General features: G+C 64.7%; 20 protein-coding genes. 16 read left to right on the top strand and 4 right to left on the bottom strand.

The genetic code is table 11. From position 1 onward, the window contains the following. Positions 1-85: 85 nt before the first annotated feature. Positions 86-832 carry an enoyl-CoA hydratase gene (locus E8E78_RS20075; RefSeq protein WP_049273040.1) on the bottom strand — a complete coding sequence of 249 codons (747 nt, stop codon included), beginning with the start codon at positions 830-832 and terminating at the stop codon, positions 86-88. Between the two features lie 102 nt (positions 833-934). Between E8E78_RS20075 and E8E78_RS20080 the strand changes: the two genes are divergently transcribed. The 16 genes from E8E78_RS20080 to E8E78_RS20155 all read left to right on the top strand — a co-directional run bounded on the left by E8E78_RS20080 (position 935) and on the right by E8E78_RS20155 (position 21,291). After that, on the top strand, positions 935-1,579 hold the full coding sequence (locus tag E8E78_RS20080; RefSeq protein WP_016487575.1) for a TetR family transcriptional regulator C-terminal domain-containing protein: 645 nt from the start codon (positions 935-937) through the stop codon (positions 1,577-1,579). A gap of 73 nt (positions 1,580-1,652) precedes the next feature. Next, a complete protein-coding gene (locus E8E78_RS20085; protein ID WP_280313432.1) occupies positions 1,653-2,369 on the top strand; it encodes a response regulator in 717 nt (238 codons plus the stop codon). Continuing rightward, the gene (locus tag E8E78_RS20090; RefSeq protein WP_049273046.1) at positions 2,366-3,151 is read left to right on the top strand and encodes a transporter substrate-binding domain-containing protein; all 786 of its coding nucleotides are present in this window, start codon (positions 2,366-2,368) and stop codon (positions 3,149-3,151) included. Before E8E78_RS20085 ends, E8E78_RS20090 begins: the two co-directional genes overlap by 4 nt. Next, complete coding sequence (locus E8E78_RS20095; RefSeq protein ID WP_197863798.1) at positions 3,148-5,400, top strand: ATP-binding protein; 2,253 nt, start codon at positions 3,148-3,150, stop codon at positions 5,398-5,400. The genes E8E78_RS20090 and E8E78_RS20095 overlap by 4 nt, the downstream gene beginning before the upstream one ends. Positions 5,401-5,596: 196 nt before the next feature. Continuing rightward, the gene (locus E8E78_RS20100; protein WP_280313428.1) at positions 5,597-7,003 is read left to right on the top strand and encodes an amino acid permease; all 1,407 of its coding nucleotides are present in this window, start codon (positions 5,597-5,599) and stop codon (positions 7,001-7,003) included. 240 nt (positions 7,004-7,243) lie between these two features. Continuing rightward, entirely contained in the window at positions 7,244-8,038 is a 795-nt protein-coding gene (locus tag E8E78_RS20105; RefSeq protein WP_016499183.1) for an enoyl-CoA hydratase-related protein, read from the top strand. Between the two features lie 32 nt (positions 8,039-8,070). After that, positions 8,071-9,231, top strand: a complete 1,161-nt coding sequence (locus E8E78_RS20110) for an acyl-CoA dehydrogenase family protein (protein ID WP_028613171.1) — start codon at positions 8,071-8,073, stop codon at positions 9,229-9,231. 17 nt (positions 9,232-9,248) lie between these two features. Further along, on the top strand, positions 9,249-11,366 hold the full coding sequence (locus E8E78_RS20115; RefSeq protein WP_059396287.1) for an acetate--CoA ligase family protein: 2,118 nt from the start codon (positions 9,249-9,251) through the stop codon (positions 11,364-11,366). After that, the gene (locus E8E78_RS20120) at positions 11,359-12,966 is read left to right on the top strand and encodes a 5-guanidino-2-oxopentanoate decarboxylase (RefSeq protein WP_059396286.1); all 1,608 of its coding nucleotides are present in this window, start codon (positions 11,359-11,361) and stop codon (positions 12,964-12,966) included. Before E8E78_RS20115 ends, E8E78_RS20120 begins: the two co-directional genes overlap by 8 nt. Before the next feature lie 35 nt (positions 12,967-13,001). Continuing rightward, entirely contained in the window at positions 13,002-14,231 is a 1,230-nt protein-coding gene (gene alr / locus E8E78_RS20125) for an alanine racemase (RefSeq protein WP_059396285.1), read from the top strand. Between the two features lie 24 nt (positions 14,232-14,255). Continuing rightward, entirely contained in the window at positions 14,256-15,446 is a 1,191-nt protein-coding gene (locus E8E78_RS20130) for a pyridoxal phosphate-dependent aminotransferase (protein ID WP_049274083.1), read from the top strand. Further along, positions 15,439-16,851, top strand: a complete 1,413-nt coding sequence (locus E8E78_RS20135) for an aldehyde dehydrogenase family protein (RefSeq protein ID WP_049274085.1) — start codon at positions 15,439-15,441, stop codon at positions 16,849-16,851. The genes E8E78_RS20130 and E8E78_RS20135 overlap by 8 nt, the downstream gene beginning before the upstream one ends. Before the next feature lie 43 nt (positions 16,852-16,894). After that, complete coding sequence (locus E8E78_RS20140; RefSeq protein WP_049274087.1) at positions 16,895-17,596, top strand: NAD(P)H-dependent oxidoreductase; 702 nt, start codon at positions 16,895-16,897, stop codon at positions 17,594-17,596. 258 nt (positions 17,597-17,854) lie between these two features. Next, on the top strand, positions 17,855-18,958 hold the full coding sequence (locus tag E8E78_RS20145; protein WP_049274208.1) for a polyamine ABC transporter substrate-binding protein: 1,104 nt from the start codon (positions 17,855-17,857) through the stop codon (positions 18,956-18,958). Positions 18,959-18,991: 33 nt separating this feature from the next. Further along, positions 18,992-20,404, top strand: a complete 1,413-nt coding sequence (locus tag E8E78_RS20150) for an aminotransferase (RefSeq protein ID WP_059396284.1) — start codon at positions 18,992-18,994, stop codon at positions 20,402-20,404. 53 nt (positions 20,405-20,457) lie between these two features. Next, complete coding sequence (locus tag E8E78_RS20155) at positions 20,458-21,291, top strand: helix-turn-helix transcriptional regulator (RefSeq protein WP_172439629.1); 834 nt, start codon at positions 20,458-20,460, stop codon at positions 21,289-21,291. Between the two features lie 76 nt (positions 21,292-21,367). On the opposite strand, the gene E8E78_RS20160 is transcribed toward E8E78_RS20155, so the two are convergent. From E8E78_RS20160 to E8E78_RS20170, 3 genes are all read right to left on the bottom strand, one after another. After that, positions 21,368-22,447: a helix-turn-helix transcriptional regulator gene (locus tag E8E78_RS20160; RefSeq protein WP_049274204.1), complete on the bottom strand. Its 1,080-nt coding sequence runs from the start codon at positions 22,445-22,447 to the stop codon at positions 21,368-21,370. A gap of 225 nt (positions 22,448-22,672) precedes the next feature. Beyond that, the gene (locus E8E78_RS20165) at positions 22,673-23,644 is read right to left on the bottom strand and encodes a PDR/VanB family oxidoreductase (protein ID WP_280313421.1); all 972 of its coding nucleotides are present in this window, start codon (positions 23,642-23,644) and stop codon (positions 22,673-22,675) included. A gap of 78 nt (positions 23,645-23,722) precedes the next feature. After that, positions 23,723-24,844 carry a ring-hydroxylating oxygenase subunit alpha gene (locus E8E78_RS20170; protein ID WP_016499196.1) on the bottom strand — a complete coding sequence of 374 codons (1,122 nt, stop codon included), beginning with the start codon at positions 24,842-24,844 and terminating at the stop codon, positions 23,723-23,725. Between the last annotated feature and the right edge of the window lie 55 nt (positions 24,845-24,899).

Genomic DNA, 24,899 nt, shown 5'->3' on the forward strand with positions numbered 1-24,899 from the left:
TTCTGAGGCGAGGCGCAGATCCTGGGGGCGCTTCGCACCCCTTTCGCGACGCAAGGCCGCTCCTACAGGGGGCGCGCCAGACCATTTAATCTTTGATCAGCCGCCGTAACACGGCGCGTGCTTCTTCGGTGCGCAAGCACTCGATAAACAACTGGCTTTCCCGCGCCACCGTGGCCTTCAGCTCTGCCCGCTGGCTGTCCTTCATCAGCCGCTTGCTGATGCGCAGCGCCGCCTGCGGGTAGGTTTGCAGCTGCCGCGCCAGCTTGCGCGCTGCGGCCAGGCACTGTTCGCCATCTTCATGCAGCTCATTGGCCAGGCCCCAGGCCACCGCCTGTTCGCCATCCAGCAACACGTTACCCAGCAGCAGGCCAGCGGCGCGGGCCTGGCCAAGCAAGCGTGGCAGCAACAGGCTGGAGCCAAATTCCGGGCACACCCCCAACGGTGCGAAAGGCATGCGCAACTTGGTCGAGCGGCTGACCAGCACCTGGTCACAATGCAGCAGCAAGGTGGCGCCAATGCCGATTGCGGCGCCACTGACTGCCGCAATCAGCGGCTTGTCCAGGCCCATGACCACCCGCATCAGGCGGAACACGGGGCTATCCAGGTTGGTGGGCGGGTTGTCCAGAAAGTCGCGCAGGTCATTGCCAGCGCTGAAGCAGTGGGGGCCACCGGTGATGATGATGGCATCGACACCGGGGTCTTCGCCCGCCGCCAGCAACAAGTCGCCCAGTTGCTGGTACATGGCAGTGTTCAGGGCATTGAGCTTGTCGGGGCGGTTGAAGGCCAGGGTCAGCAGGCCTTGGTCCAGCTCGCGTGTGATCAGGTCGTTCATGGCAGCCGTTTTTGTTGTTGTGGGTAAGTGTGCCAAGGGTTTATCACGCAGTCCGGCTTGTTGTACAGTCGTTCAGTCCAGCCCCTGAACCGAGAACCCTTGATGAGCCAGGAAGCCCGCTACCACCGCATGCTGCCGGAATTGCGCAAGGCCAACCTGGTCGAAGCGACCTTGGTGTGCCTCAAACGCCACGGATTCCAAGGGGCTTCGATCCGCAAGATTTCGGCCGAGGCCGGGGTCTCGGTCGGGCTGATCAGCCACCACTACGCCGGCAAGGATGAACTGGTGGCCGAAGCCTACCTGGCCGTCACCGGCCGGGTGATGGGGCTGCTGCGTGACGCCATGGCGCAGGCTGCGCCCAATGCCCGGGAGCGGCTGTCGGCGTTTTTCCGCGCCTCGTTTTGCGCAGAGTTGCTCGACCCGCAGCTGCTCGACGCCTGGCTGGCCTTCTGGGGCGCGGTCAAGACGGCCGATGCGATCAACCAGGTGCATGATCATTCCTATGGCGAGTACCGCAAGGAGCTGAGCCGGTTGCTGGCCGAGTTGGCCACGCAGGAGGGCTGGCAGGGCTTCGATGCCGACCTCGCGGCCATCAGCCTCAGTGCCCTGCTCGATGGCCTGTGGCTGGAGTCGGGGCTCAACCCCGGCACCTTCACCCCCGAGCAGGGCGTGATTATCTGCGAGGCCTGGGTCGATGGCCTGCAGGCCGGTGGTCGGCGGCGCTTCAGCCTGCCCGAGGGCTGTTGATCGTCTGTTCAGTAACGAGTACGCTGCTGGCGCGAGTGTGTAGAACAACACCAATAAAAAGAGACAACACGCAATGACGCCTCGGGTATTGATCGTCGATGACGATCCGCTTATTCGTGACTTGCTGCAGGCCTATCTGTCCCAGGAAGGCTACGACGTGCACTGTGCCGACACGGCAGAAAAGGCCGAAGCCCTGCTTGGCAGCCAGGATGTCGACCTGGTGCTGCTGGACATCCGCTTGCCTGGCAAGGACGGCCTCACCCTGACCCGCGAGCTGCGGGTGCGCTCGGAGGTGGGCATCATCCTCATCACCCGCCGCAACGACGACATCGACCGCATTGTCGGCCTGGAATGCGGCGCCGACGACTACGTGATCAAACCGCTCAACCCCCGCGAGCTGGTATCACGCGCCAAAAACCTGATCCGCCGCGTGCGCCATGCCCGCGAAGTGCACCCGCCACCGGCCTGCGCGCAGTCGCTGAAGCAGTTTGCCGACTGGGCGCTGGACACCGACCGCCGTCGCCTGATCGACCCACGCGGCGGGCAAACCCTGCTGACCCACGGTGAGTTCCAGTTGCTTAGCGTGTTCCTGCGCAACAGCGGCCATACCCTGAGCCGCGACCAGCTGATGGACCAGATTCGCAACCGCGAGTGGGTGCCCAACGACCGCTCCATCGACGTGCTGGTCGGTCGCCTGCGGCGCAAGCTGCACGATGACCCGGCCGAGCCGCAACTGATCATCACCATTCACGGCACCGGCTACCTGTTCACTGCCAGCGTGGCCGCATGACCCACCGCGCCCGCCGTGCCTGGGGGATGGCGCTGGCGTTGCTCAGTGTGCCGGCCGGTGCGGCACAGACGGTGCGCTATTGCGATTACCCGGTGTACCCGCCGATGTCCTGGAGCGACGGCCACCAGGTGCGTGGCCTGGCGCCAACCGTGGTGCGCGAACTGTTCGCACGCATGGGCTACGACGTGCAGACCGTGGTGCTGGGCAACTGGAAGCGCTGCCTGATGGACGCTGCCGCCGGGCGGGTAGACGTGGTGCTGGCCTACAACAGCGACCAACGGGACCAGCGCATGCATTTTTCCACGGAGCCGGTAGTGCGCGAGGAAGTGGCTGTGTTCTACAACCGCAAACGGCCAGTGCAGTTTCAGCAGCTAGAGGACCTGGCCGGTTACCGCGGCGGCCTGTTGTACGGCGAAAGCTACGGCGCCGAATTCGACCGTTTCGTCGCCCGGCATCAGAACATCGAGCGGGTGTCTTCCAGCCAGCAGAACTTCGGCAAGCTGATCCGCGGGCGCATCGACTACGTGATCCAGGAGCGGCGCACCGGTCAACTGTTCATCGAGCACCTGCCAGGCGCGCAGGACATCCGCGTATTGCCCAGCGCGCTGAGCGTGGACTACCTGCGCGTTGCCGTGTCGCGGCAATCACCCCTGAGCCAGCACATGGATGAAATCGACGCGCAGTTGCGGCGCATGAACCAGGCTGGCGAGATCACGCGCTGGCTGGAGCAGAGCGAGGTCACCTACCGCGACATGATCAACCTGCCGGCGGATGCCCGATGATTCGCCTGCACACCGATGGCCTGCTGCGCCGCCTGCTTCGGTTCATCCTGTTGTTCAGCCTGTGCTTTACCGTTCTGGCCAGTAGCGTGCAGCTGTATTTCGAATACCGCCGCGAGATGCGCGACATCGAGGCACGCATGGCGTTGATCCGCGCCGGCTACCTCGCCAGCCTGGAGCGCAGCCTGTGGGACCTCGACGAGGCGCAGCTCGATACCCAATTGCGCGGCCTGGTGGATTTTTCCGACGTGGCCCGGGTGCGTTTGGTTAGCGACGATTTTCAACTGCTGCGAGGGGAGGCCGAACCCAAGGGGCCGCTGCGCATCGAGCGCTTCCCCCTGGATTTTCAGCCCCCCTCGGGCCCCGCCAGGCACCTGGGTGAGCTGGAAGTGAGTATCGACCTGGGGGCGGTGCACCATCGGTTGTATGCCACCGGCCTTGCCAGCCTGCTGTGGATGGGGGTGTTCCTGTGCGGCCTTGCAGTGGCGCTGTCGGGGCTGTTCTATCGCCTGGTCACCCGCCATCTGCAAGTGATGGCCGAGTTCGCCCGGCGTATTGGCGCCGGCCAGTGGCAGGAACCGTTGCGCCTGGGGCGCCGCCGTTCATCGCGCCCTGACGAAATCGACACGGTGGCCAATGCCCTGGACGATATGCGCCGCGCCATTCTCAGCGACATTGAACGCCGCGAGCGCGACCGCCTGGCGTTGCAAGACAAGCGCGACGAACTGCAGGCCATGGTCGAACGACGTACCGCCAGCCTGGCCCGGGCCAAGGATGACGCAGAGGCCGCAAACCTGGCCAAGTCGCGCTTTCTGGCGACCATGAGCCACGAGCTGCGCACCCCGCTCAACGGTATCCTGGGCATGGCCGAGCTGCTACGCGGGGGCCGGCTGGATGCGGCCGACCGTCAGCGCCTGGAAGCCTTGTACAAGGCCGGCGAGGGGCTGTTGGCAATTCTCAACGAAGTGCTGTACTTCGCCCGGCTCGAAGAAGGGGAGAGCCGCGCCGAGCTGGTCGGCTTTTCGCTGCGCCAATTGTGCCAGGAAGTGCTGGCGCTGCTCGAACCCATGGCTGCGGACAACGGCGACACACTGCATCTGGAGGTTGATGAGCAGTTGGCCGGTTACCAGCACGGCGCCGAGCAGTACCTGCGTCAGGTGCTCAGCAACCTGTTGGCCAATGCCATCAAATTCACCGAGCACGGCCAGGTGCGGCTCAAGGTACAGGTGCTGGCCAGCGATGCGACCACGCAGCGCCTGCGGCTGTCTGTCAGTGACAATGGCATCGGCATCGAGCCGGCTGTACAGGCAAAAATCTTCGACCGCTTCGTCCAGGCCAGCGAAGCCGTGGCCCGCCGCTACGGCGGCACCGGTCTGGGCCTGGCGATCTGCAAGCACCTGGTGGAAAAGCTGGGGGGCTGCATTGGCCTGGACAGTGTGCAAGGGCAGGGCAGCTGCTTCTGGTTCGTACTCGACATCGCCCTTGGGCAGCCCGTTGCGGCCAATACCCCGGCCCACTCGGTCAGCGCCAGCCTGGATATCCTGGTGGTGGAGGACGTCGCGCTGAACCGTGAGGTGGCGGGCAGCCTGCTGGTGCGCGATGGCCACCGGGTGAGCTTTGCCGAGGATGCCGGGCAGGCCCTGCAGCTGTGCGCTCAGCGGCGCTTCGACCTGATCCTGCTCGACGTTCACCTGCCCGGCATGAGCGGGGTGGAGCTTTGCCGGCAGCTTCGCGCCACCCCCGGGCCAAACCACCACAGCCGGATAGTGGCGCTGACTGCTGGCGTGCAACCGGGGCAAGTGTCGGGTTACCTGGAAGCCGGCATGCAAGGTGTGCTGGCCAAGCCTCTGCGGCTGGCCAACCTGCGCCAGGCGCTGGCTGACGCGAAGCCGACTGAAGAGGCCGGTATTGACGCGAACATGGACTGGTCGCTGCTGGCCACCCACCGCTCGCTGCTGGGCGAGCAGAAGCTGCAAGGCCTGCTGAAGGTGTTGCGCCAGTCACTGGAGCAGCACGCCACGGGGTTGGCCGAGGCGCTGCCGGCCCAGGACTTTACCGAAGTGCTGCACCTGGCCCATCGCCTGGCCGGCAGTTGCGATTCCCTGGGTTTTTCTGGCCTTGCTGCGCTGTTGCGACGCCTGGAAGACGCAGCGCGCCAGCATGACGGGCAGGCGCTGAACGCACTTGCCGAGCCACTGGCAAACCAGCTCGGCCAGGCCCGTGCGACCCTGGAACAGTTGATCCAGAGCTGACGTACAAAAATCTTACGACTTTTTACATCTTCGATCCGTTCGTACAACGGCACCTTACATCCGTTTCCAATAATCCATGGCAACCGTGTTGCACGCGGTCCATGAGGCTTATTGGAGACAAGAATAATGACATGCCGTAGCGCTCAGCCCCTCTTTCGTACCGCCCCCCGCACCTGCCGCAATGGCGAGGTGCGCCATGACTGACAACCACGAAAAAATCCAGCTCACCCGCGCCCTGAAAAGCCGGCACATCTTCATGCTGTCGCTGGGCGGGGTGATCGGCACCGGCCTGTTCATGGGTTCGGGCGTGACCATCAACCAGGGCGGGCCGGTGGGCGCGATCCTGGCGTACCTGGTGGCCGGCTTGCTGATGTACCTGGTGATGGTCTGCCTGGGAGAACTGTCGGTGCAGATGCCGGTGTCCGGCTCGTTCCAGGCCCACGCCACGAAGTTCATCGGCCCGGCCACCGGCTTCATGATCGGCTGGGTGTACTGGATGAGCTGGGCCACTACCGTGGGCCTGGAGTTCACCGCTGCCGGCATGCTGATGACCCGCTGGTTCCCCGAGGTGCCGATCTGGTACTGGTCGGCACTGTTCGTGGTCGTGCTGTTCGGCCTCAACGCCCTGGCCACTCGCGCTTTTGGCGAGGCCGAGTACTGGTTCTCGGGGATCAAGGTGGCGACCATCCTTGGTTTTATCATCATTGGCCTGCTGGTGATTTTTGGCGCCATCCCGCTGAGCAGCGGGGCACCGGCGCCGATGCTGGACAACCTGGTGGGCGAGTCGCTGTTCCCCCATGGCCTGTCGGCGGTGTTCGCGGTGATGATGACCGTGGTCTATGCGTTCCAGGGCTGTGAAATCATGGGCGTGGCGGCCGGTGAAACCGAGCACCCGGAAAAGAGCATCCCGCGGGCGGTGCGCAATGTGGTGTTCCGTGTGCTGATTTTCTACGTGCTGGCGATTGCCGTGCTGTCGGCCATTGTGCCGTTCGAGCAGGCCGGCCTGATGGAAAGCCCCTTCGTGCAGGTGTTCGACATGGTCGGCATTCCCTTTGCTGCCGACGTGATGAACTTCGTCATCCTCACCGCCATCCTGTCGGTGGGCAACTCTGGGCTGTATGCGTCTACGCGCATTCTGTGGGCGATGTCCAAGAGCGGCATGGCGCCGAAAAGCCTGGCGCCGCTGAGCAAGCGCGGCGTACCGCTGCGGGCGCTGAGCATCACCCTGTGCTTTGCCTTGGTGTCGCTTATGACCAGCTTCATTGCCGCCGACACCCTGTTCATGGTGCTGATGGCGGTGAGCGGCATGTCCGGCACCATGACCTGGATCGTCATCGCCCTGGCGCAGTACCGCTTCCGCAAGGCCTACCTGCGTGAAGGTGGGCAACTGCAGGACCTGAAGTACAGGGCGCCGCTGTACCCACTGGTGCCGCTGCTGTGCATCACCCTGTGCAGCTCGCTGTTTGTGTTCCTGGCACTGGATGAAACCCAGCGACCGTCGCTGTACTGGGGCTTTGGCTTTATTGCCCTGTGCTACGCGGCGTACTTCTTCGTCAATCGCCGTCGGCAGGGTGCCTTTGAGCCGAGCGCGCCTGGCGTTTGATGCCGTGGGTCGTTGGTTGTAAGTGTTCGTGAAGCATTTTTATTGTCTGTGAGATCGAGCGCCGCGCGGGCGGCGCTCGATCTCACAGGCAACGAAAATGCAATGCCAAAAGAAACCCGCGTAACAGCAAAAACCGAGTTGTGCGAAGTTGTAACAGCCCATCCCGCCTTGTTGAACACTCGTTTAGTATCTCCCTCATCAAGCCCTCCCAAAACCATCACAACAACACCGAGGCCCCCCATGACCACCCCGTCGTCGTCACTGTTGAGCAAAGTCGAAGCCGGCGTTGCCTGGATCACCCTCAACCGCCCCGAGCAACGCAACGCGCTGGACATTCCCACCCTCAAGCAACTGCACGCCTTGCTCGAAAGCCACAACAGCGACCTGGCCGTACGCGTGGTGGTGATTACCGGCAGCGGCCGCAGCTTCTGCGCAGGCGCCGACCTGGCCGAATGGGCTGCCGCCGAAGCCGCGGGCACCCTGGAAAGCTACGGCTGGACCGAAACCGCCCACGCCCTGATGTTGCGCCTGCACAGCCTCGACAAGCCCACCCTCGCCGCCATCAACGGCACCGCCGTGGGCGGGGGCATGGACCTCAGCCTGTGCTGCGACCTGCGTATCGCCGCCGCTTCTGCGCGCTTCAAGGCTGGTTACACCAGCATGGGCTACAGCCCCGATGCCGGCGCCAGCTGGCACTTGCCACGGCTGATCGGCAGCGAGCAGGCCAAGCGCTTGTTGTTCCTCGATGAACTGTGGGGCGCCGAGCGTGCCTTGGCGGCCGGGCTGGTCAGCGAAGTCTGCGCCGACGAGCAACTGCCCGCCGTGGCGGCCGAGCTGGCCGGGCGCCTGGCCAATGGCCCGACGTTCGCCTATGCGCAGACCAAGCAGCTGATCCGCGACGGCGCCCGCCGCACCTTGGCCGAGCAGCTGGAGGCCGAGCGCCACGCCGGCCTGCTGTGCGGCCGCAGCCAGGATGGCGCCGAGGCGCTGCAAGCCTCGGTTGAACGCCGCGCCCCCCGTTTCACCGGCCAGTAACCCGATACCGACCCTGACCAGGACCTTCGCAGATGAATTTCCAACTGACCCAAGAACAAGAAATGTTGGTGGAAGCGGTACGCAGCTTTGTTGCCAAAGAGTTGCTGCCCCATGAGGAAGCGGTGGACCGCGCCGATGCCGTGTCGCCAGAGCTGGCTGCGCACATCCGTGGCAAGGCCATCGCCGCCGGGTTCTATGCCTTCAACATGCCTGAGGAAGTCGGCGGCGGTGGCCTGGACTACCTGTCCCAGGCGCTGATCGAACGTGAGCTGTCCAAGGTGTCCTGGGCGCTGCACGTGTTTGTCGCACGCCCGTCGAAAATCCTCATGGCCTGCAAGGACGAGCAGATCAACGACTACCTGCTGCCTTGTGTGCAGGGCGAGAAAACCGACTGCTTCGCCCTCACCGAACCGGGTGCCGGTTCCGATGCCAACGCCATCAAGACTCGCGCCGTGCGCCAGGGCGATGACTTTGTCATCAACGGCAGCAAGCACTTCATCAGCCACGCCGGCCACGCCGATTTCGCGATTGTCTTCGCGGTCACCGACACTTACGAGCACAACGGGCGCAAGCGCAATGCGGTCACGGCGCTGCTGGTGGACCGCGGCACACCGGGCATGACCATCCGCCGTGGCCCCAAGTGCGTGAGCAACCGTGGCTACCACACCTACGAGCTGTTCTTCGACGACTGCCGGGTGCCGGCCAGCAAGGTGCTGGGCGAAGTCGGCAAGGGCTGGGAAGTGGCCAACGCCTGGCTTACCGCCGGCCGGGTGATGGTCGCCGCCAACTGCGTGGGCCAGGCCCAGCGCGCCCTCGACCTGTCGCTGCAGTGGGCCGCCGACCGCAAGCAGTTCGGCCAGGCCATCGGCAGCTACCAGGGCGTGTCGTTCAAGCTGGCCGACATGGCCACACAGATTCGCGCCGCCGAAATGCTCACGCTGCACACGGCCTGGAAGATGGACCAGGGCAGCATGACCGACGGTGAAGCCGGCATGGCCAAGCTGTTTGCCAGCGAAGTGCTGGGCAAGGTGGCCGACGAAGCCGTGCAGATCTTCGGCGGCATGGGCCTGATGGACGAAGGGCCGGTCGAGCGCATCTGGCGCAACGCGCGTATCGAGCGTATCTGGGAGGGCACCTCGGAAATCCAGCGGCACATCATCGCCCGCGAACTGCTGCGCCCGCTGCTGCGCTGAGCGCCAGGAGAACACCCATGTCGCAATCGATTCGTGACAACCTCAAGCGCCTGCTGGCGCCCCGGCACCTGGCCTTTGTTGGCGGGCGCAGCATGGCGCGGGCGCTCAAGCGCTGCGCCGAAGGTGGCTTTGGCGGCGAGCTGTGGCTGGTCAACCCGCAGCATGAAAGCCTGGAAGGTATCCCTTGCGTTGCCCGCGTGGCCGACTTGCCTTACGCCCCGGACGCGGTGTTCATCGCCACCAACCGTGAGCTGACCTTGCAGTGCGTTGCCGAGCTGGCCGCGTGTGGCGCCGGTGGTGCCATCTGCTATGCCTCCGGCTTTGCCGAAAGCGGCGAAGAGGGCCGCCAGTTGCAGCAGCGCCTGCTCGCTGCGGCCGGCAACATGGCCCTGCTCGGCCCCAACTGCTATGGCCTGCTCGATTACCTGCACGGTGCCGCCCTGTGGCCGGTGGCCCATGGCGGCAAGCGGGTGGAGAAGGGCGTGGCGATCCTGACCCAGAGCGGCAACTTCGCCTACAACCTGTCCATGAGCGACCGCTCGCTGCCGGTGGCCTATATGGCCTCGGTCGGCAACCAGGCGCAATTGGGCGTGGCCGAGCTGATGGACGTGCTGCTCGACGACCCACGGGTAACGGCCATCGGGCTGCACCTGGAAGGCTTGAAGAACGTGCCGGGCTTTGCACGCGCAGCCTACAAGGCATTGCAGCAGGGTACACCGGTCATTGCCCTGAAGACGGGCGTTTCGCAGATCGGCGCTGAACTGGCGCTGAGCCACACCAGCTCGTTGTCCGGCTCCGATGCCTTGTACGACAGCCTGTTCCAGCGCCTGGGCGTGATCCGCGTCAGCGGCCCGGTGAGCTTTGTCGAAACGCTCAAGGCCGCCGCTTGCGGGCGCTTGCCGGCAAATGGGGAACTGATCGCGCTGGCCTGCTCAGGCGGCGATGCTGGCCTGATCGCCGACTATGCCGAACGCAACCAGTTGAGTCTGCCGAAACTGGGACAAGGGCAGGTGGCGCAGTTGGCCGAAGTGCTGCCGGCCTATGCCAACCTGGTCAACCCGCTGGATTTCACTACTGCCATCTGGGGCGATGAAGCGGCCCTGCAACGCATGCTTGACAGCACCCTGAGCGGGGCAGCTGATGCCGCCATGCTGGTGCTGGACTACCCGGCGGCCTTCACTGGCGAACGCAAGGAGTGCGACCTGCTGCTGGCGCTGTACTGCGACGCGCTGGAGCGTCACGGCAAGATCGGTTTTGTCACCTCCGCCTTCCCGGAGCTGCTGCCCGCCAGTGCGCGTGAGCGCCTGCATGCCCGGGGCATTGCTGCGCTGCAGGGCGTGGAAGACGGCCTGGCGGCCTGGGGCCGCATTGTCGCCTACCAGCGCAACCGCCGGCGGTTGCTGGAGCAAGGCGAGGCCGCACGGGTACCGCTGTGCCCCCAAGCCCTCACGGGCGAAAGCCGGTTGCTGGACGAATGGCAAGCCAAGCACGCCCTGCGCGCCTTCGGTTTGCCGGTGCCAGCGGGCGTGCTGAGTACGCCCGAGCGCGCCGTGGCAGACGCCGCCTGCGTGGGTTACCCGCTGGTACTGAAGGCGGTCAGCGAACAGCTGCCGCACAAGACCGAGGCCGGTGCGGTGGCGTTGAACCTGCGTGATGCTGCCGCCCTGGAGGCCGCACTGGTGCAGATGCGCCAGCGCATCGCTGCCTACGCCCCGCACGTCGAATTTGACCAGGTACTGCTCGAACCCATGGCCGAGCCCCCGCTGGCCGAGCTGATAGTGGGCATCAAACGTGAACACGACTTTGCCCTGGCCTTGGTGATCGGTGCCGGCGGCGTGCTGGTCGAACTGCTCAAGGACAGTGTCAGCCTGTTGTTGCCCACCACCGACAGCGCCATCCGCGCCGCACTGCTGAACCTGCGCAGTGCCAGCCTGCTGCAAGGCTTCCGTGGCAGCCCGGCCGCCGACCTCGACGCCCTGGTCGCAGCTATCCGTGCGGTGGCCGATTACGCCTGCGAAAACGCCGGGCAGCTGTTGGAGCTGGATGTGAACCCATTGATGGTCGGTGCCCATGGCACCACCGCGGTCGACGCGCTGATCCGCCTCGGCCAGGCGCAAGGAGAACGACATGAATGACCTTACCCTGACTGCCGGCCAGGCGCTGGTGCGCCTGTTGGCCAACTACGGCGTGCAGACTGTGTTCGGCATCCCCGGGGTGCACACCCTGGAGCTGTACCGCGGCCTGCCGGGGAGTGGTATCCGCCATGTGCTGACCCGCCACGAGCAGGGCGCAGGCTTCATGGCTGACGGCTATGCGCGGGTGAGCGGCAAGCCGGGGGTGTGCTTTGTCATCACCGGCCCGGGGGTGACAAACGCCGCCACCGCCATCGGCCAGGCCTATGCTGACTCCATCCCGATGCTGGTGATTTCCAGCGTCAACCATACCGCCAGCCTGGGCAAAGGCTGGGGCTGCCTGCATGAAACCCAGGACCAGCGCGCCATGACTGCGCCGATCACCGCGTTTTCGGCCGTTGCGTTGCGCGGCGATGACCTGCCCGAGCTGATCGCCCGTGCCTGGGCCGTGTTCGACAGTGAACGGCCGCGCCCGGTGCACATTTCGGTGCCGCTGGACGTGCTGGCCGCACCCGTCAGCCGTGACTGGAGCGATGAGGTGGCGCGCCGCCCCGAACGTGGCCAGCCGTGCCGCGAAACCCTCGACCAGGCTGCCCTGAAGCTGGCAGCGGCCAAGCGGCCGATGATCATCGCGGGTGGCGGTGCGCTGCACGCGGCCGAGCAACTGGCGCAGTTGAGCACCCGGCTGGCGGCACCGGTGTTCACCAGCGTGGCAGGCAAGGGCCTGCTGGCACCGCAAGCGCCATTGAATGCGGGTTCCAGCCTGTGCGTGGAGCCTGGCTGGCAGTTGATCAGCCAGGCCGATGTGGTGCTGGCCGTGGGCACCGAAATGGCCGACACCGACTTCTGGCGCGAGCGCCTGCCGATCACTGGCGAGCTGCTGCGCGTGGACATCGACCCGCGCAAGTTCAACGACTTCTACCCCTGTGCCATTGCCTTGCAGGGTGATGCCCGGCAAACCCTGGCCGGCTTGCTCGAGCACCTGCCAGCACTTGACCGAGACCCGGCCCAGGCCAGCGAAGCGGTGAGCAACCTGCGCCAGGCCATTCGTAATGGGCATACACCGTTGCAGGCCACCCATCAGGCGATTCTGGACCGCATTGCCGCCGTGCTGCCCGACAATGCGTTCATCAGCAGCGACATGACCCAACTGGCCTACACCGGCAACTACGCCTTCGCCAGCCGGGCGCCGCGTAGCTGGCTGCATCCTACCGGCTACGGCACACTCGGCTACGGCCTGCCGGCCGGTGTCGGCGGCATGCTTGCCACCGACCATCGTCCAGGCCTGGTGCTGGTAGGCGACGGCGGTTTCCTTTATACCGCCCAGGAGCTGGCCACGGCTGTAGAGGAACTGGACCGGCCGTTGGTGGTGCTGCTGTGGAACAACGACGCCCTCGGGCAGATCCGCGATGACATGCTCGGCCTGAACATCGAGCCCGTCGGCGTGCTGCCGCGTAACCCGGACTTCATCGGCCTGGCCCGTGCCTTTGGTTGCGCGGTGCGCCAGCCGCGTGACCTGGACGCGCTGCAGGCCGACCTGGCCAGCGGTTTCGCCACACCCGGCGTGACCTTCATCGAACTCAAACACACCTGCGTCTGTTAAGGCGCGCACAAACCAAAAGAACAAGAGAAACCTACATGCCATTTCGCCGTACACTTCTGGCCGCATCCCTGGCCCTGCTGATCACCGGCCAAGCCCCACTGTATGCCGCCCCCCCGCTGTCGATGGACAACGGTACAAACGCCCTGACCGTGCAAAACAGCAACGCCTGGGTCGAAGTCAGCGCCAGCGCCCTGCAGCACAACATCCGCACCCTGCAGGCTGAGCTGGCCGGCAAGTCCAAGCTGTGCGCCGTGCTCAAGGCCGATGCCTATGGCCACGGTATCGGCTTGGTAATGCCATCGATCATCGCCCAGGGCGTGCCCTGCGTGGCGGTGGCCAGCAACGAGGAGGCCCGCGTGGTCCGCGCCAGTGGCTTCACCGGGCAACTGGTGCGGGTACGCCTGGCCAGCCTCAGCGAGCTGGAAGATGCCTTGCAGTACGACATGGAAGAGCTGGTGGGCAGCGCCGAATTTGCCCGCCAGGTCGATGCCGTCGCCGCGCGCCATGGCAAGACCTTGCGCATTCACATGGCGCTCAACTCCAGCGGCATGAGCCGCAACGGGGTGGAGATGGCCACCTGGTCCGGCCGTGGCGAAGCGCTGCAGATCACCGACCAGAAGCACCTCAAACTGGTCGCGCTGATGACCCACTTCGCCGTGGAAGACAAGGACGATGTGCGCAAGGGCCTGGCGGCCTTCAACGAGCAGACCGACTGGTTGATCAAGCACGCGAAGCTCGACCGCAGCAAGCTCACCCTGCACGCCGCCAACTCGTTCGCTACGCTGGAGGTGCCGGAGGCGCGCCTGGACATGGTACGCACCGGTGGCGCGCTGTTCGGTGACACCGTACCGGCGCGCACCGAGTACCAACGCGCCATGCAGTTCAAGTCGCACGTGGCGGCGGTGCACAGTTACCCGGCCGGCAACACCGTCGGCTACGACCGCACCTTCACCCTGGCCCGTGATTCGCGCCTGGCCAACATCACCGTCGGCTATTCCGATGGCTATCGCCGGGTGTTCACCAACAAGGGCCATGTGCTGATCAACGGCCACCGCATACCGGTGGTGGGCAAGGTGTCGATGAACACGCTGATGGTCGATGTCACCGACTTCCCGGACGTGAAGGGTGGCAACGAAGTGGTGCTGTTCGGCAAGCAGGCCGGGGGCGAAATCACCCAGGCCGAGATGGAAGAAATCAACGGCGCGCTGCTGGCCGACCTGTACACCGTGTGGGGCAGTTCCAACCCGAAGATCCTCGTCGACTGAAACCGTCAAAGAAGGGAGATTGCCATGCGCTACGCCAAGCTTACCCAACGCATTGCCGGCGACGGTGCTGCGGCCTGGGACATCCACTACCGCGCCCTGGCGCTGCAGGCCGAGGGCAAGGACATCCTGCTGCTGTCGGTGGGGGACCCGGACTTCGACACCCCCGCGCCGATTGTCGAGGCGGCCATCGACAGCCTGCGGGCGGGTCACACCCATTACGCCGATGTACGCGGCAAGCTGGCCCTGCGCCAGGCCATCGCAAGGCGCCACCAGCAGCGTAGCGGCCAGGCCGTCGACGCCGACCAGGTGACGGTGCTGGCAGGGGCCCAGTGCGCGCTGTACTGCGTGGCCCAGTGCGTACTGGACCCAGGCGACGAGGTGCTTGTCGCCGAACCGATGTATGTGACCTATGAGGCGGTGTTCGGTGCCTGTGGTGCCAAGGTGGTGCCGGTGCCGGTCAAGCCGGAAAACGGCTTTCGGGTATGCCCGCAAGACGTGGCCGAGCGCATCACCCCGCGCACCCGCGCGCTGGCCTTGAACAGCCCGCACAACCCGTCGGGGGCAAGCCTGCCTCGTACTACCTGGGAAGCACTGGCCGAACTGTGCATCGCCCACGACCTGTGGCTGATCTCTGACGAGGTGTACAGCGAATTGCTGTACGAGGGCGAGCATGTCAGCCCTGCCAGCCTGCCGGGCATGGCCGAGCGCACCGCCACCCTCAACAGCTTGTCGAAGTCCCATGCCATGACCGGCTGGCGGGTGGGCTGGGTAGTGGGTTCGGCCGAGCTGGCCGCCCACCTGGAAAACCTCGCCCTGTGCATGTTGTATGGCTCGCCCGATTTCATTCAGGACGCCGCCGTGGTGGCGCTGGAGCAGCCGTTGCCCGAGCTGGCCGCCATGCGCGAGGCCTACCGCCAGCGCCGTGACCTGGTGTGCGAACAGCTGGCCGGCTGCCCGGGCCTGAAGGCACTGAAGCCCGATGGTGGCATGTTCGTGATGGTTGATATCCGTGAGACCGGCGTAAGTGCCCAGGCCTTTGCCGACCGCCTGCTGGACCGCCAGGGCGTGTCGGTGCTCGCCGGCGAAGCGTTCGGCCCCAGCGCTGCCGGGCATATCCGCCTGGGCCTGGTGCTGGGCGATGCGGCGCTGGTCGATGCCTGCCAGCGCATTGCCCGCTGTGCCGACGAGCTGAAACGGGAGTACGGCCATGCGTGAGTATGCGCGGCTGTACATCGATGGCGCCTGGCAGGTGCCGAGCGGACAGGGCATGGCTGAAGTGATCGACCCGGCCACCGAACAGGCCACTGGCCGGGTACCCTTGGGCGCCGAGGCCGATGTCGAGCGGGCGGTGATGGCGGCGCGGCGGGCCTTCGATGGCTGGTCGCGCACGCCGTCCAGCGTGCGCGCCGGGTACATCCGGGCATTGGCCGCACAGCTGAAAAACCGTGCGGCGCAAATGGCTGAGGTCATTACCGACGAGCTGGGCATGCCGGTGCAGTGGTGCCAGGCGGTGCAGGTCGAAGGCCCGATTGTGGGCCTTGCGCAGTACGCCGAACTGGCCGGGCTGATGGATGAGGTGCGCGAAATCGGCAATTCGCTGGTGTACCGCGAGGCCGTTGGCGTGTGCGCATTCATCAACCCGTGGAACTACCCGCTGCACCAGATGATCGGCAAGCTGGCGCCGGCCCTGGCTGCCGGGTGCACGGTGGTGGTCAAACCCAGCCAGGAAACGCCGCTGCACGCTTTTATGCTGGCCGAGATGATCGACGCCATCGGCCTGCCGGCAGGGGTGTTCAACCTGGTCAGCGGCCCAGGTGCCAAAGTCGGTGAAGCCCTCGCCCGGCACCCGCAGGTGGACATGGTGTCGTTCACCGGCTCAACCGGTGCCGGGGTGCGGGTGGCACAAGCGGCCGCGCCGACGGTGAAGCGGGTGTGCCTGGAGCTGGGTGGCAAATCACCGTTGCTGATTACCGCCGATGCCGACCTGCACGCTGCGGTGCGCCACGGCGTGCAGGACGTGATGATCAACTCGGGGCAGACCTGCACGGCACTGACCCGCATGCTGTTGCCGGCCAGCCGCTACGCCGAGGCGCTGGAAATCGCCGAGGCCGAAACCCGCGCGCTGGTCATGGGCGACCCGCGTGACCCGGCCAGTTTCCTCGGGCCGATGTGTTCGGCAGGCCAGCGGCGCACGGTGCTCGACTACATTCGCCAGGGCCAGGAGGAGGGCGCGCGCTTGGTGTGCGGTGGCGATCACGGCGGCTTGGAGCGCGGGTTCTACGTGGCGCCCACGTTGTTCGCCGACGTCGACAACCGCATGCGCATTGCCCAGGAAGAAATCTTCGGCCCGGTGCTGTGCCTGATCCCCTACGCCGACGAGGCCCAGGCGCTGGCGCTGGCCAATGACTCGCCGTTCGGCCTGTCCAGCGCAGTGTGGGCGGGCAGCCGCGAGCATGGCCTTGCGCTGGCGCGGCAGATACGGGCCGGGCAGTGCTTCATCAACGGTGGCGGGTTCAACTACCAGGCACCGTTCGGTGGCTACAAGCAGTCGGGCAACGGCCGCGAGTGGGGCGAAGAGGGCCTGGCGGAGTTCGTCGAGGTGAAAGCCGTACAGTGCTGAGCCACCGCTGCAAGACAACCTGTTTTGTGTAAGGAGAATGTTTGTGAATGTACTGATCGTCCACGCTCACCCCGAGCCGCAATCGTTCACCGCTGCCCTGCGGGACCAGGCCGTGGAAACCTTCCGCGCCCAGGGCCACCAGGTGCAGGTCAGCGACCTGTACGCCATGGGCTGGAACCCGGTGGCCAGCGCCGATGATTTTACCCAGCGTGAGAACCCCGAGTACCTGGTGTATGCCCTGGAGCAGCGCCAGGGGGTCAAGCGTGGTGCCATTGCCGCGGACATCCAGCAGGAGCTGGACAAGCTGTTGTGGGCCGATCTGCTGGTGTTGAACTTCCCGATCTTCTGGTTCTCGGCCCCGGCCATGCTCAAGGGCTGGATCGACCGGGTGCTGGTGTCGGGGGTGTGCTATGGCGGCAAGCGTTTCTACGACCAGGGCGGGTTGGCGGGCAAGAAGGCGCTGGTGACCGTGACCTTGGGCGGGCGTGAGCACATGTTTGGCGAGGGGGCGATTCATGGCCCGCTGGAAGACATGCTGCGGCCGATACTGCGGGGTACGCTCGCCTATGTGGGTTTCGAGGTGCTGCCGCCGTTTGTGGCCTGGCACGTGCCTTACATCAGCGCCGAGGCGCGGCAAGATTTTTTGCAGCAATACCGGCAGCGCCTGGAGCAGCTTGCGGACGACCAGCCATTGGTGTTCCCCCGCCTGACCCAGTTCGATGAGGCGCTTTACCCTCTATCTTGATTCGTGCGCAGCCCCCTGTAGGAGCGGCCTTGTGTCGCGATGGGCTGCGTCGCAGCCCCAGGATCTGCGCCCCAGTACAAATTGTCGGGGCTGCTGTCGCAGCCCATCGCGACACAAGGCCGCTCCTACAAAAAAGCGCGCACTCAGCGAAGCACTAAAAACGACCACCCACACATTCGGGGTATGTTGCCCCTCGGCAAATCCCTCGATAGTGAACCCATCGGCTCGATCTCGGAGCACTCACACGATGGAGTTGCCATGCGCAAGGTACTGAAGGTGATTGGTGGTCTGCTGCTGGCGTCTGGTGCCAGCCTGGCCCAGGCGGCAGAGGTGGACAGCGGGAACACGTTACGGTTGTACAACTGGACCGACTACATCGGTGAAACCACCCTGGCCGACTTCGAGAAGGCCACCGGTATCAAGGTCATCTACGACACCTTTGATGGCTACGAAACCGTGCAGACCAAACTGCTCACCGGCCGTTCCGGCTACGACCTGGTCATGCTCAACGCCTCGCTTGTCCCCCCGCTGATCAGCGCCGGCGTGTTCCAGGCACTGGACAAGCAGCAACTGCCCAGCTGGCAAAACCTCGATCAGCAGGTGGTCAACAACCTGCAGGGCTACGACCCTGGCCTGAAGTACTCGGCGCCCTATACCTGGGGCAGCTCGGGGGTCACCTACAACGTCGACAAGATCACCGCGCGCATGCCCGACGCGCCGATCGGTTCGCTGGCCATGCTGTTCGACCCCAAGATAGTCTCGCGCTTCGCCGACTGCGGCGTCACCCTGATGGACGCGCCCACCGAGGTCATCCCGCTGGCCCTGCAGTACCTGGGCAAGGACCCGCGCAGCGCGTCGGCCGCCGACCTCAAGGCAGCCGAACAACTGCTGCTGGGCATCCGCCCCTACATTCGCAAGTTCGACTCGGTCAACTACCTCACCAGCCTGCCCAACGGCGATGTCTGCCTGGCGCTGACCTGGTCCGGTGACTACGCCACCGCCCAGGCCCGTGCGGTGGAAGCGAAGAAGGACATCAAGCTGTCGTTCTTCATCCCCCAGGAAGGTTCGCTGATCTGGTTCGACAACCTGTACATCCCCAAGGATGCGCCGCACGCGGCCAACGCCCACCGCTTCATCGAGTTTCTGCTGCAGCCGCAGACCATGGCCAAGGTCACTGACTACATCCACTACGCCAACAGCAACGCCGCCGCCACCGCGCTGGTGCGTGACGATATCCGCCAGGACCCGGCCATCTACCCCGACGCACAAACCCGTGAGCGCCTGTTCGCGCAGAAAACCCAGAGCCCCAAGGACATGCGCGCCATCACCCGGGTCTGGAGCACCGTCAAGACCGGTTTCTGAACACTGCCCAAAATTCTCGCCAAGGAGCTGCCCATGGCCACCCCAAGCAAAGCATTCGCTATCGCCCACGACCCGCTGGTGGAGGCCGACAAGGCCCACTACATGCACGGCTACCATGTGTTCGACGAGCACCGCGAGCAAGGCGCGCTGAACATCGTGGCCGGCGAGGGCGCCTACATTCGTGACACCCACGGCAACCGCTTCCTCGATGCCGTCGGCGGCATGTGGTGCACCAACATCGGCCTGGGCCGCGAGGAAATGGCCCTGGCCATCGCAGACCAGGTGCGCCAGCTGGCGTATTCCAACCCGTTCTCCGACATGGCCAACGACGTGGCCATCGAACTGTGCCAGAAGCTTGCGCAGCTGGCGCCGGGCGACCTGAACCATGTGTTCCTCACCACCGGCGGCTCGACCGCTGTCGACACCGCCTACCGGCTGATCCAGTACTACCAGAACTGCCGCGGCAAGCCACACAAGAAGCACATCATTGCCCGCTACAACGCCTACCACGGCTCCACCACCCTGACCATGTCGATCGGCAACAAGGCCGCCGACCGGGTGCCGGAGTTCGACTATCACCACGACCTGATCCACCACGTCTCCAACCCCAACCCGTACCGTGCCCCGCACGACATGGACGAGGCCGAATTCCTCGACTACCTGGTGGCCGAGTTCGAGGACAGGATCCTGTCGCTGGGTGCCGACAATGTGGCGGCGTTCTTCGCCGAGCCGATCATGGGCTCGGGCGGGGTGATCATTCCGCCCGAGGGCTACTTCCAGCGCATGTGGCAGCTGTGCCAGACCTACGACATCCTGTTCGTCGCCGACGAAGTGGTGACCTCGTTCGGGCGCCTGGGCACCTTCTTCGCCAGCGAAGAACTGTTTGGCGTTACCCCCGACATCATCACCACCGCCAAGGGCCTGACCTCGGCCTACCTGCCGCTGGGCGCGTGTATCTTCTCCGAGCGTATCTGGGAAGTGATTGCCGAGCCGGGCAAGGGCCGCTGCTTCACCCATGGCTTTACCTACAGTGGTCACCCGGTGTGCTGTACAGCGGCGCTGAAGAACATCGAGATCATCGAGCGCGAGCAACTGCTCGATCACGTCAAGGAAGTGGGTGGCTACCTGGAGCAGCGCCTGCAAAGCCTGCGCGAGTTGCCGCTGGTGGGTGATGTGCGTTGCATGAAGCTGATGGCCTGCGTTGAGTTCGTGGCCGACAAGGCCAGCAAGGCGCTGTTCCCGGATGAGGTGAACATCGGTGAGCGCATCCACAGCAAGGCCCAGGCCCGCGGATTGCTGGTGCGCCCGATAATGCACCTGAACGTGATGTCGCCACCGCTGATCGTCACCCATGCGCAGGTGGACGAGATCGTCGAGACCTTGCGCCAGTGCATCCTCGAAACCGCGCGCGAACTGACTGCGCTTGGCCTGTACCAAGGCCGATGAACCTGGCGCAAAGGGCTGTGCGGGGGCGTGCCTGGCAGGCTAGACTGCCGGGCATGACCCAGGCCACTCCCGACACCCCGCTTACCCTGACAATGGGCGCGCTGCAGCAATGGCATGCGGCGCTGCAGCGTGCGTTGGCCAATAGCGATACGCCCGAGGCGCTGGAGTATGTGGCCGCTGCCATCGGCCAACTGGTGCAGGTTGAATCGATGATGATCAGCCTTGAGTGCCAGGGGCGGGCGCCGCAGCTGCTGTACCAGCAAGGCATTCCCGAGCTGCACCGTGCCGCGGTGCTTGAGCGTTATTTCAGTGCTGGCTACCTGCTCGACCCATTCTGCCTGGCCGTGCAAAGCGGCTTGGCCGAAGGCTTTTACCACCTGCAGGAAATCGCCCCCGACAACTTCTTCGACAGCGACTACTACAAGGCCTATTACCTGGGCACCGGTTGCAGCGAAGACAGCTATTACATCGTCGACCTCAGCGCTGGCCGCAAGTTGTCGCTGAGCCTGTTCCAGGGTTGCAGCGGCACGCCTCTGAGTGCCGGGCAGGTCGACCTGCTGCGGGCGCTGGAGCCCATGGTGCGGGAACTGTTGGGGCGTTATGCCCGGCATAACCTGGAGCCCGGCGCAGCATCGGCCGAACACGGCAGCCTGCAGGCAGCGTTCGACAGCTTTGGTTGCCAGGTGCTGACCGACCGTGAGCGGGAGGTGGCACACATGATCCTGCGCGGGCACTCGGTGAAGTCGACCGCGCTGGAGCTGGGCATCTCGCCGGAGACGGTGCGCATGCACCGCAAGAACCTGTACCTGAAGCTGGAGATCAACTCGCAGTCCGAGTTGTTTGCACGGTTTATCGACTGGCTGCGCGGCGATCAGCTGAAAATCTAGAAGTTTTTGCGGTCCCTGTGGGAGCGGGCATGCCCGCTCCCACAGGAATCGCGTCAGTTTTGAAATTTCGGGTAGTTCACGAAGCCGCCAGGCGGGCTTCCAGGGCGGCAATGTGCGCCTGTAGCCGTTCATGCTCCTGGCGCTCGGCGCTGATGTCTTCGAACACGCTGATCAGGTGTTCCGGTTCGCCGTTGTCCCGGCGCTGCAGCGAGGTGCGGGCGCGTACCCAGATGTACTCGCCGTTCTTGTGGCGCACGCGTTTTTCCACTTCGTAGCGCTCGGTTTCGCCGGCCAGCATGCGTTGCAGCAGCTGCAGGTTCTGCGCCAGGTCGTCGGCGTGGGTGATCTGCTGGAAGGTCATGCCGTAGAGTTCATCGGCGCTGTAGCCCAGCAACTCGCACAGGCTGTTGTTCACCCGCTGCCAGGTGCCGTCCGGGTCGATGTAGGCCAGGGCACCCCAGGCCAGCTCGAAGATCGCCCGGAAGCGCTCCTCGCTCTGGCTAAGCGCCTGCTGGGCCACCTGGCGTTCGGTGTTGTCCATGCTGATGCCAACCATCTTTACCGAGCGCCCGGCGCTGTCGCGCACCACTGTGGCGCGGGAAGAAATCCAGCGGACTTCACCGTCCGGGCGGGTGATGCGGAAGTCGCATTCACAGCCACTGCCGTCGGCCACCGCGTCGGCGTACATCACCTGCATGCGCTGCACGTCTTCGTTGGGCAGGTGCTTCCAGAAGTCTTCGTTGTGGTGGACCGGCCAGCCATAGACCTGCTCGACGTTGGGCGAGTAGGTGACTTCGTCGCTGATCAGGTTCCATTCCCAGGTGACGATGCGCGCGCCTTCCTGGGCCAGCTTCATGCGCGTTTCGCTTTCCATGATCTCCGCGGTCAGGCGCCGGCGCACGTCGGTCATCGGCAGCTCGACCACCTGCGGTTGCTGGATGTTCTGCAGTGCTTCGTCGCCATAGCGCAGCCAGATCCAGTTGACCTTGAGAAAGTCGGCCAGCTTGCGCAGGTTGTCGTAGTCGATCTCGCCGCCGCGGGTCCACTTGTGCACGGCGGTGCGCGAAATGCCCAACGCCGTGCCCACGGCTTGCAGGGTCAGCTTGTGATGCTCGAGCAGTTCCTTGAGGCGGAAGGCGAAGCTGTTTTCCAACATCGGCAGGGTGTCCTGATCTGGGCCAAGAGCCTGCCAGTATACCCAAGCTGTCAACTTTTGGTTGACGGGGCCTCACGCTGCCTCTTCTGGGGGAATGACCTTGTGTTGCCTGCACTGGCCTCATCGCCGGCAAGCCAGCTCCCACAGGTACAGGACAATGCGGTCCATGTGGGAGCTGGCTTGCCGGCGATGAGGCCAGTACAGGCAACATCAGCCGGGCGGTTGTTAAAGGTCCAGCACCAGCCGCGCCGCACGGGCGCGGGAAACGCACAGCATGATGCTCTGCTGCGCCGCTTTCTCTTCATCGCTCAGGTACTGGTCGTAATGCTCGGCTTCACCCTCAAGGATGGCCGTCTCGCACGTACCGCACACGCCTTCTCGGCACAGGCACTCGACCTTGGCAGCCTTGGACTTCTCGATGGCCTGCAGAATGGTCATGCCTTCTTCCACCTGCAGTTCCACGCCCGATTGCGCCAGCACTACGGTAAAGGCACTGCCGGTGACCGGGGTGGCGGCAAACTGTTCCCAATGCACGCGCTGCTCGGCAATGCCGGCCTTGGCGGCGCAGGCGATGACCGCGTCGATCAGCGGTTTGGGGCCGCACACGTACAAGTGCGCCTGCTCGTCCAGCCCCGCGCACAGGGCGGCCAGATCAAGCTTGCGGTCGAGGCTGTCGATGTAGAACCGCGTGTTGGCGGCGTGCGGGCCGTTGGCCAACTGGTCCTGGAACGCGCCGTGCTCAGGCGCGCGGAAGGCATAGTGCAGCTCGTAATCGGCGCTGCCATCTTCCAGCTCATGCAGTTGCGCCAGGAACGGGGTAATGCCGATGCCGCCGGCAATCAGGACGTGGCGGCCAGCCGAAGGGTCGAGGGCGAACAGGTTGTTGGGCGAGGAGATGGTCAGGCGGGTGCCGACTTCCACCTGCTGGTGCATGAACGCCGAACCACCCTTGGACTGCTCTTCCAGGCGTACGCCGATCTGGTAGCTGCGGGTGTCGCGCGGGTCGCTCATCAACGAATAGGCGTTGCTGAACTGGCTGCCGTCAGCGCCTTGCATCTGCACGATGACGTGGCTGCCGCCGGTGAAGGCGGGCATCGCCGCGCCGTCTTCGCGGGCCAGGGTAAAGCGCTTGATCAGCGGCGTGGCGTGTTCCACGTCGGTTACGCGTACGCTGAACATTTCATAAGTGTTGGCCATGGTTCACCTCGACTGCCTGGGTGCACGGCAGGCCCTGCCGCGCACCTTTACGTGCAAATAAACGTGGAGCGGTTGCCATCAATCGTCGAGGTGGGCCACGGCGATCAGGTTGTGGAAGTGGGCAATGCCGTGTTCGCTCATGCCACTGCGCTCGCGGTCGGCCATGATCCGGCCCTGGCCACGGTAACCACGCGACTTCAGGCCCTTCTGCACGCTCTCGACCAGGCGCAGGTCTTCTGGGCGGAACACTTCGCGGTACCAGTCGATCAGCTTCTGCTGCTCCTCGGTGATGTCCTTGTTGAGGAAGTAGATGTCGTAGTGCTGCAGGGTGGTTTCGGCATCGACCGGGAACTCGTAGATCACGGTCATGAAGTTGGCCCCTGGCGGCACGTTGAACATGGTGCACGGCCAGGCCCAGAAACCGGCGAACGACGGGTCTTTCACGTTTTCGTCGAACTTGAACGACTGCTCCGAAGGCTTGGCCAGACCATATTGCAGGGTCCAGTTACCGTGCATGGTGTGGCTGTACTGGCCGACGTCGACCGAGTCGGAGAAGCCTGGGTGGGCCGGGGCGCAGTGGTAGCACTCCAGGTAGTTGTCGACGATCGACTTCCAGTTGGCCGGGGTGTCGCTGACGAAGCGCGCCGCCAGGTGCAGGTCGTCGATTACCGCGCAGGCTTCGCGCATGCGTGCTTGCATGCCTGGCAGCTGGTCTTCGACGGAGCCCGCATCCATGTCCATGTTGATGAAGATGAAGCCGGCGTATTCCTCGACGCGCAGCTGCACCAGGGTGGAGTTCTCTTTATCGAAATTGACCACGTTGTCGCAGTTGCGGGCGTGGGCCAGTTCGCCGTCGAGCTTGAAGGTCCAGGCGTGGTACGGGCAGGTGATGACGTTCTTGGCTTTGCCGCTGCCGCTGAGCAGCTGGTGGCCACGGTGCGGGCAGACGTTGTAGAACGCACGCAGCACGCTGTCACGGCCACGGACGACGATGATGCTTTCGCCAATCACGTCGCGGGTGATGTAGGCATTGTTGTCTGCCACTTCGCTGCGGTGGCCCACGCAGATCCAGCTGCGGGCGAAGATGGCTTCTTTCTCGTGTTCGAACACCGCGGCCTTGGTGTAGAAATTGGCCGGGATGGTGAAGGCCTCGTCGGCGTTCGCACAGAAATCGGCGGGCAGGCGTTTGAAGTCGTTCATGACAGGTTTCTCACAAGCTCGGTTTATAGTTGTTGGTTAACGCGTACCTGTTGGT

The organism is Pseudomonas sp. BN505 (assembly GCF_029873175.1).
GTDB lineage: Bacteria > Pseudomonadota > Gammaproteobacteria > Pseudomonadales > Pseudomonadaceae > Aquipseudomonas > Aquipseudomonas putida.

Excerpts from the sequence above, each read along its gene's own strand:
- E8E78_RS20075 (WP_049273040.1), bottom strand. The coding sequence starts at position 832 with ATGAACGACCTGATCACACGCGAGCTGGACCAAGGCCTGCTGACCCTG.
- E8E78_RS20080 (WP_016487575.1), top strand. The coding sequence starts at position 935 with ATGAGCCAGGAAGCCCGCTACCACCGCATGCTGCCGGAATTGCGCAAG.
- E8E78_RS20085 (WP_280313432.1), top strand. The coding sequence starts at position 1,653 with ATGACGCCTCGGGTATTGATCGTCGATGACGATCCGCTTATTCGTGAC.
- E8E78_RS20090 (WP_049273046.1), top strand. The coding sequence starts at position 2,366 with ATGACCCACCGCGCCCGCCGTGCCTGGGGGATGGCGCTGGCGTTGCTC.
- E8E78_RS20095 (WP_197863798.1), top strand. The coding sequence starts at position 3,148 with ATGATTCGCCTGCACACCGATGGCCTGCTGCGCCGCCTGCTTCGGTTC.
- E8E78_RS20100 (WP_280313428.1), top strand. The coding sequence starts at position 5,597 with ATGACTGACAACCACGAAAAAATCCAGCTCACCCGCGCCCTGAAAAGC.
- E8E78_RS20105 (WP_016499183.1), top strand. The coding sequence starts at position 7,244 with ATGACCACCCCGTCGTCGTCACTGTTGAGCAAAGTCGAAGCCGGCGTT.
- E8E78_RS20110 (WP_028613171.1), top strand. The coding sequence starts at position 8,071 with ATGAATTTCCAACTGACCCAAGAACAAGAAATGTTGGTGGAAGCGGTA.
- E8E78_RS20115 (WP_059396287.1), top strand. The coding sequence starts at position 9,249 with ATGTCGCAATCGATTCGTGACAACCTCAAGCGCCTGCTGGCGCCCCGG.
- E8E78_RS20120 (WP_059396286.1), top strand. The coding sequence starts at position 11,359 with ATGAATGACCTTACCCTGACTGCCGGCCAGGCGCTGGTGCGCCTGTTG.
- alr (WP_059396285.1), top strand. The coding sequence starts at position 13,002 with ATGCCATTTCGCCGTACACTTCTGGCCGCATCCCTGGCCCTGCTGATC.
- E8E78_RS20130 (WP_049274083.1), top strand. The coding sequence starts at position 14,256 with ATGCGCTACGCCAAGCTTACCCAACGCATTGCCGGCGACGGTGCTGCG.
- E8E78_RS20135 (WP_049274085.1), top strand. The coding sequence starts at position 15,439 with ATGCGTGAGTATGCGCGGCTGTACATCGATGGCGCCTGGCAGGTGCCG.
- E8E78_RS20145 (WP_049274208.1), top strand. The coding sequence starts at position 17,855 with ATGCGCAAGGTACTGAAGGTGATTGGTGGTCTGCTGCTGGCGTCTGGT.
- E8E78_RS20150 (WP_059396284.1), top strand. The coding sequence starts at position 18,992 with ATGGCCACCCCAAGCAAAGCATTCGCTATCGCCCACGACCCGCTGGTG.
- E8E78_RS20155 (WP_172439629.1), top strand. The coding sequence starts at position 20,458 with ATGACCCAGGCCACTCCCGACACCCCGCTTACCCTGACAATGGGCGCG.
- E8E78_RS20160 (WP_049274204.1), bottom strand. The coding sequence starts at position 22,447 with ATGTTGGAAAACAGCTTCGCCTTCCGCCTCAAGGAACTGCTCGAGCAT.
- E8E78_RS20165 (WP_280313421.1), bottom strand. The coding sequence starts at position 23,644 with ATGGCCAACACTTATGAAATGTTCAGCGTACGCGTAACCGACGTGGAA.
- E8E78_RS20170 (WP_016499196.1), bottom strand. The coding sequence starts at position 24,844 with ATGAACGACTTCAAACGCCTGCCCGCCGATTTCTGTGCGAACGCCGAC.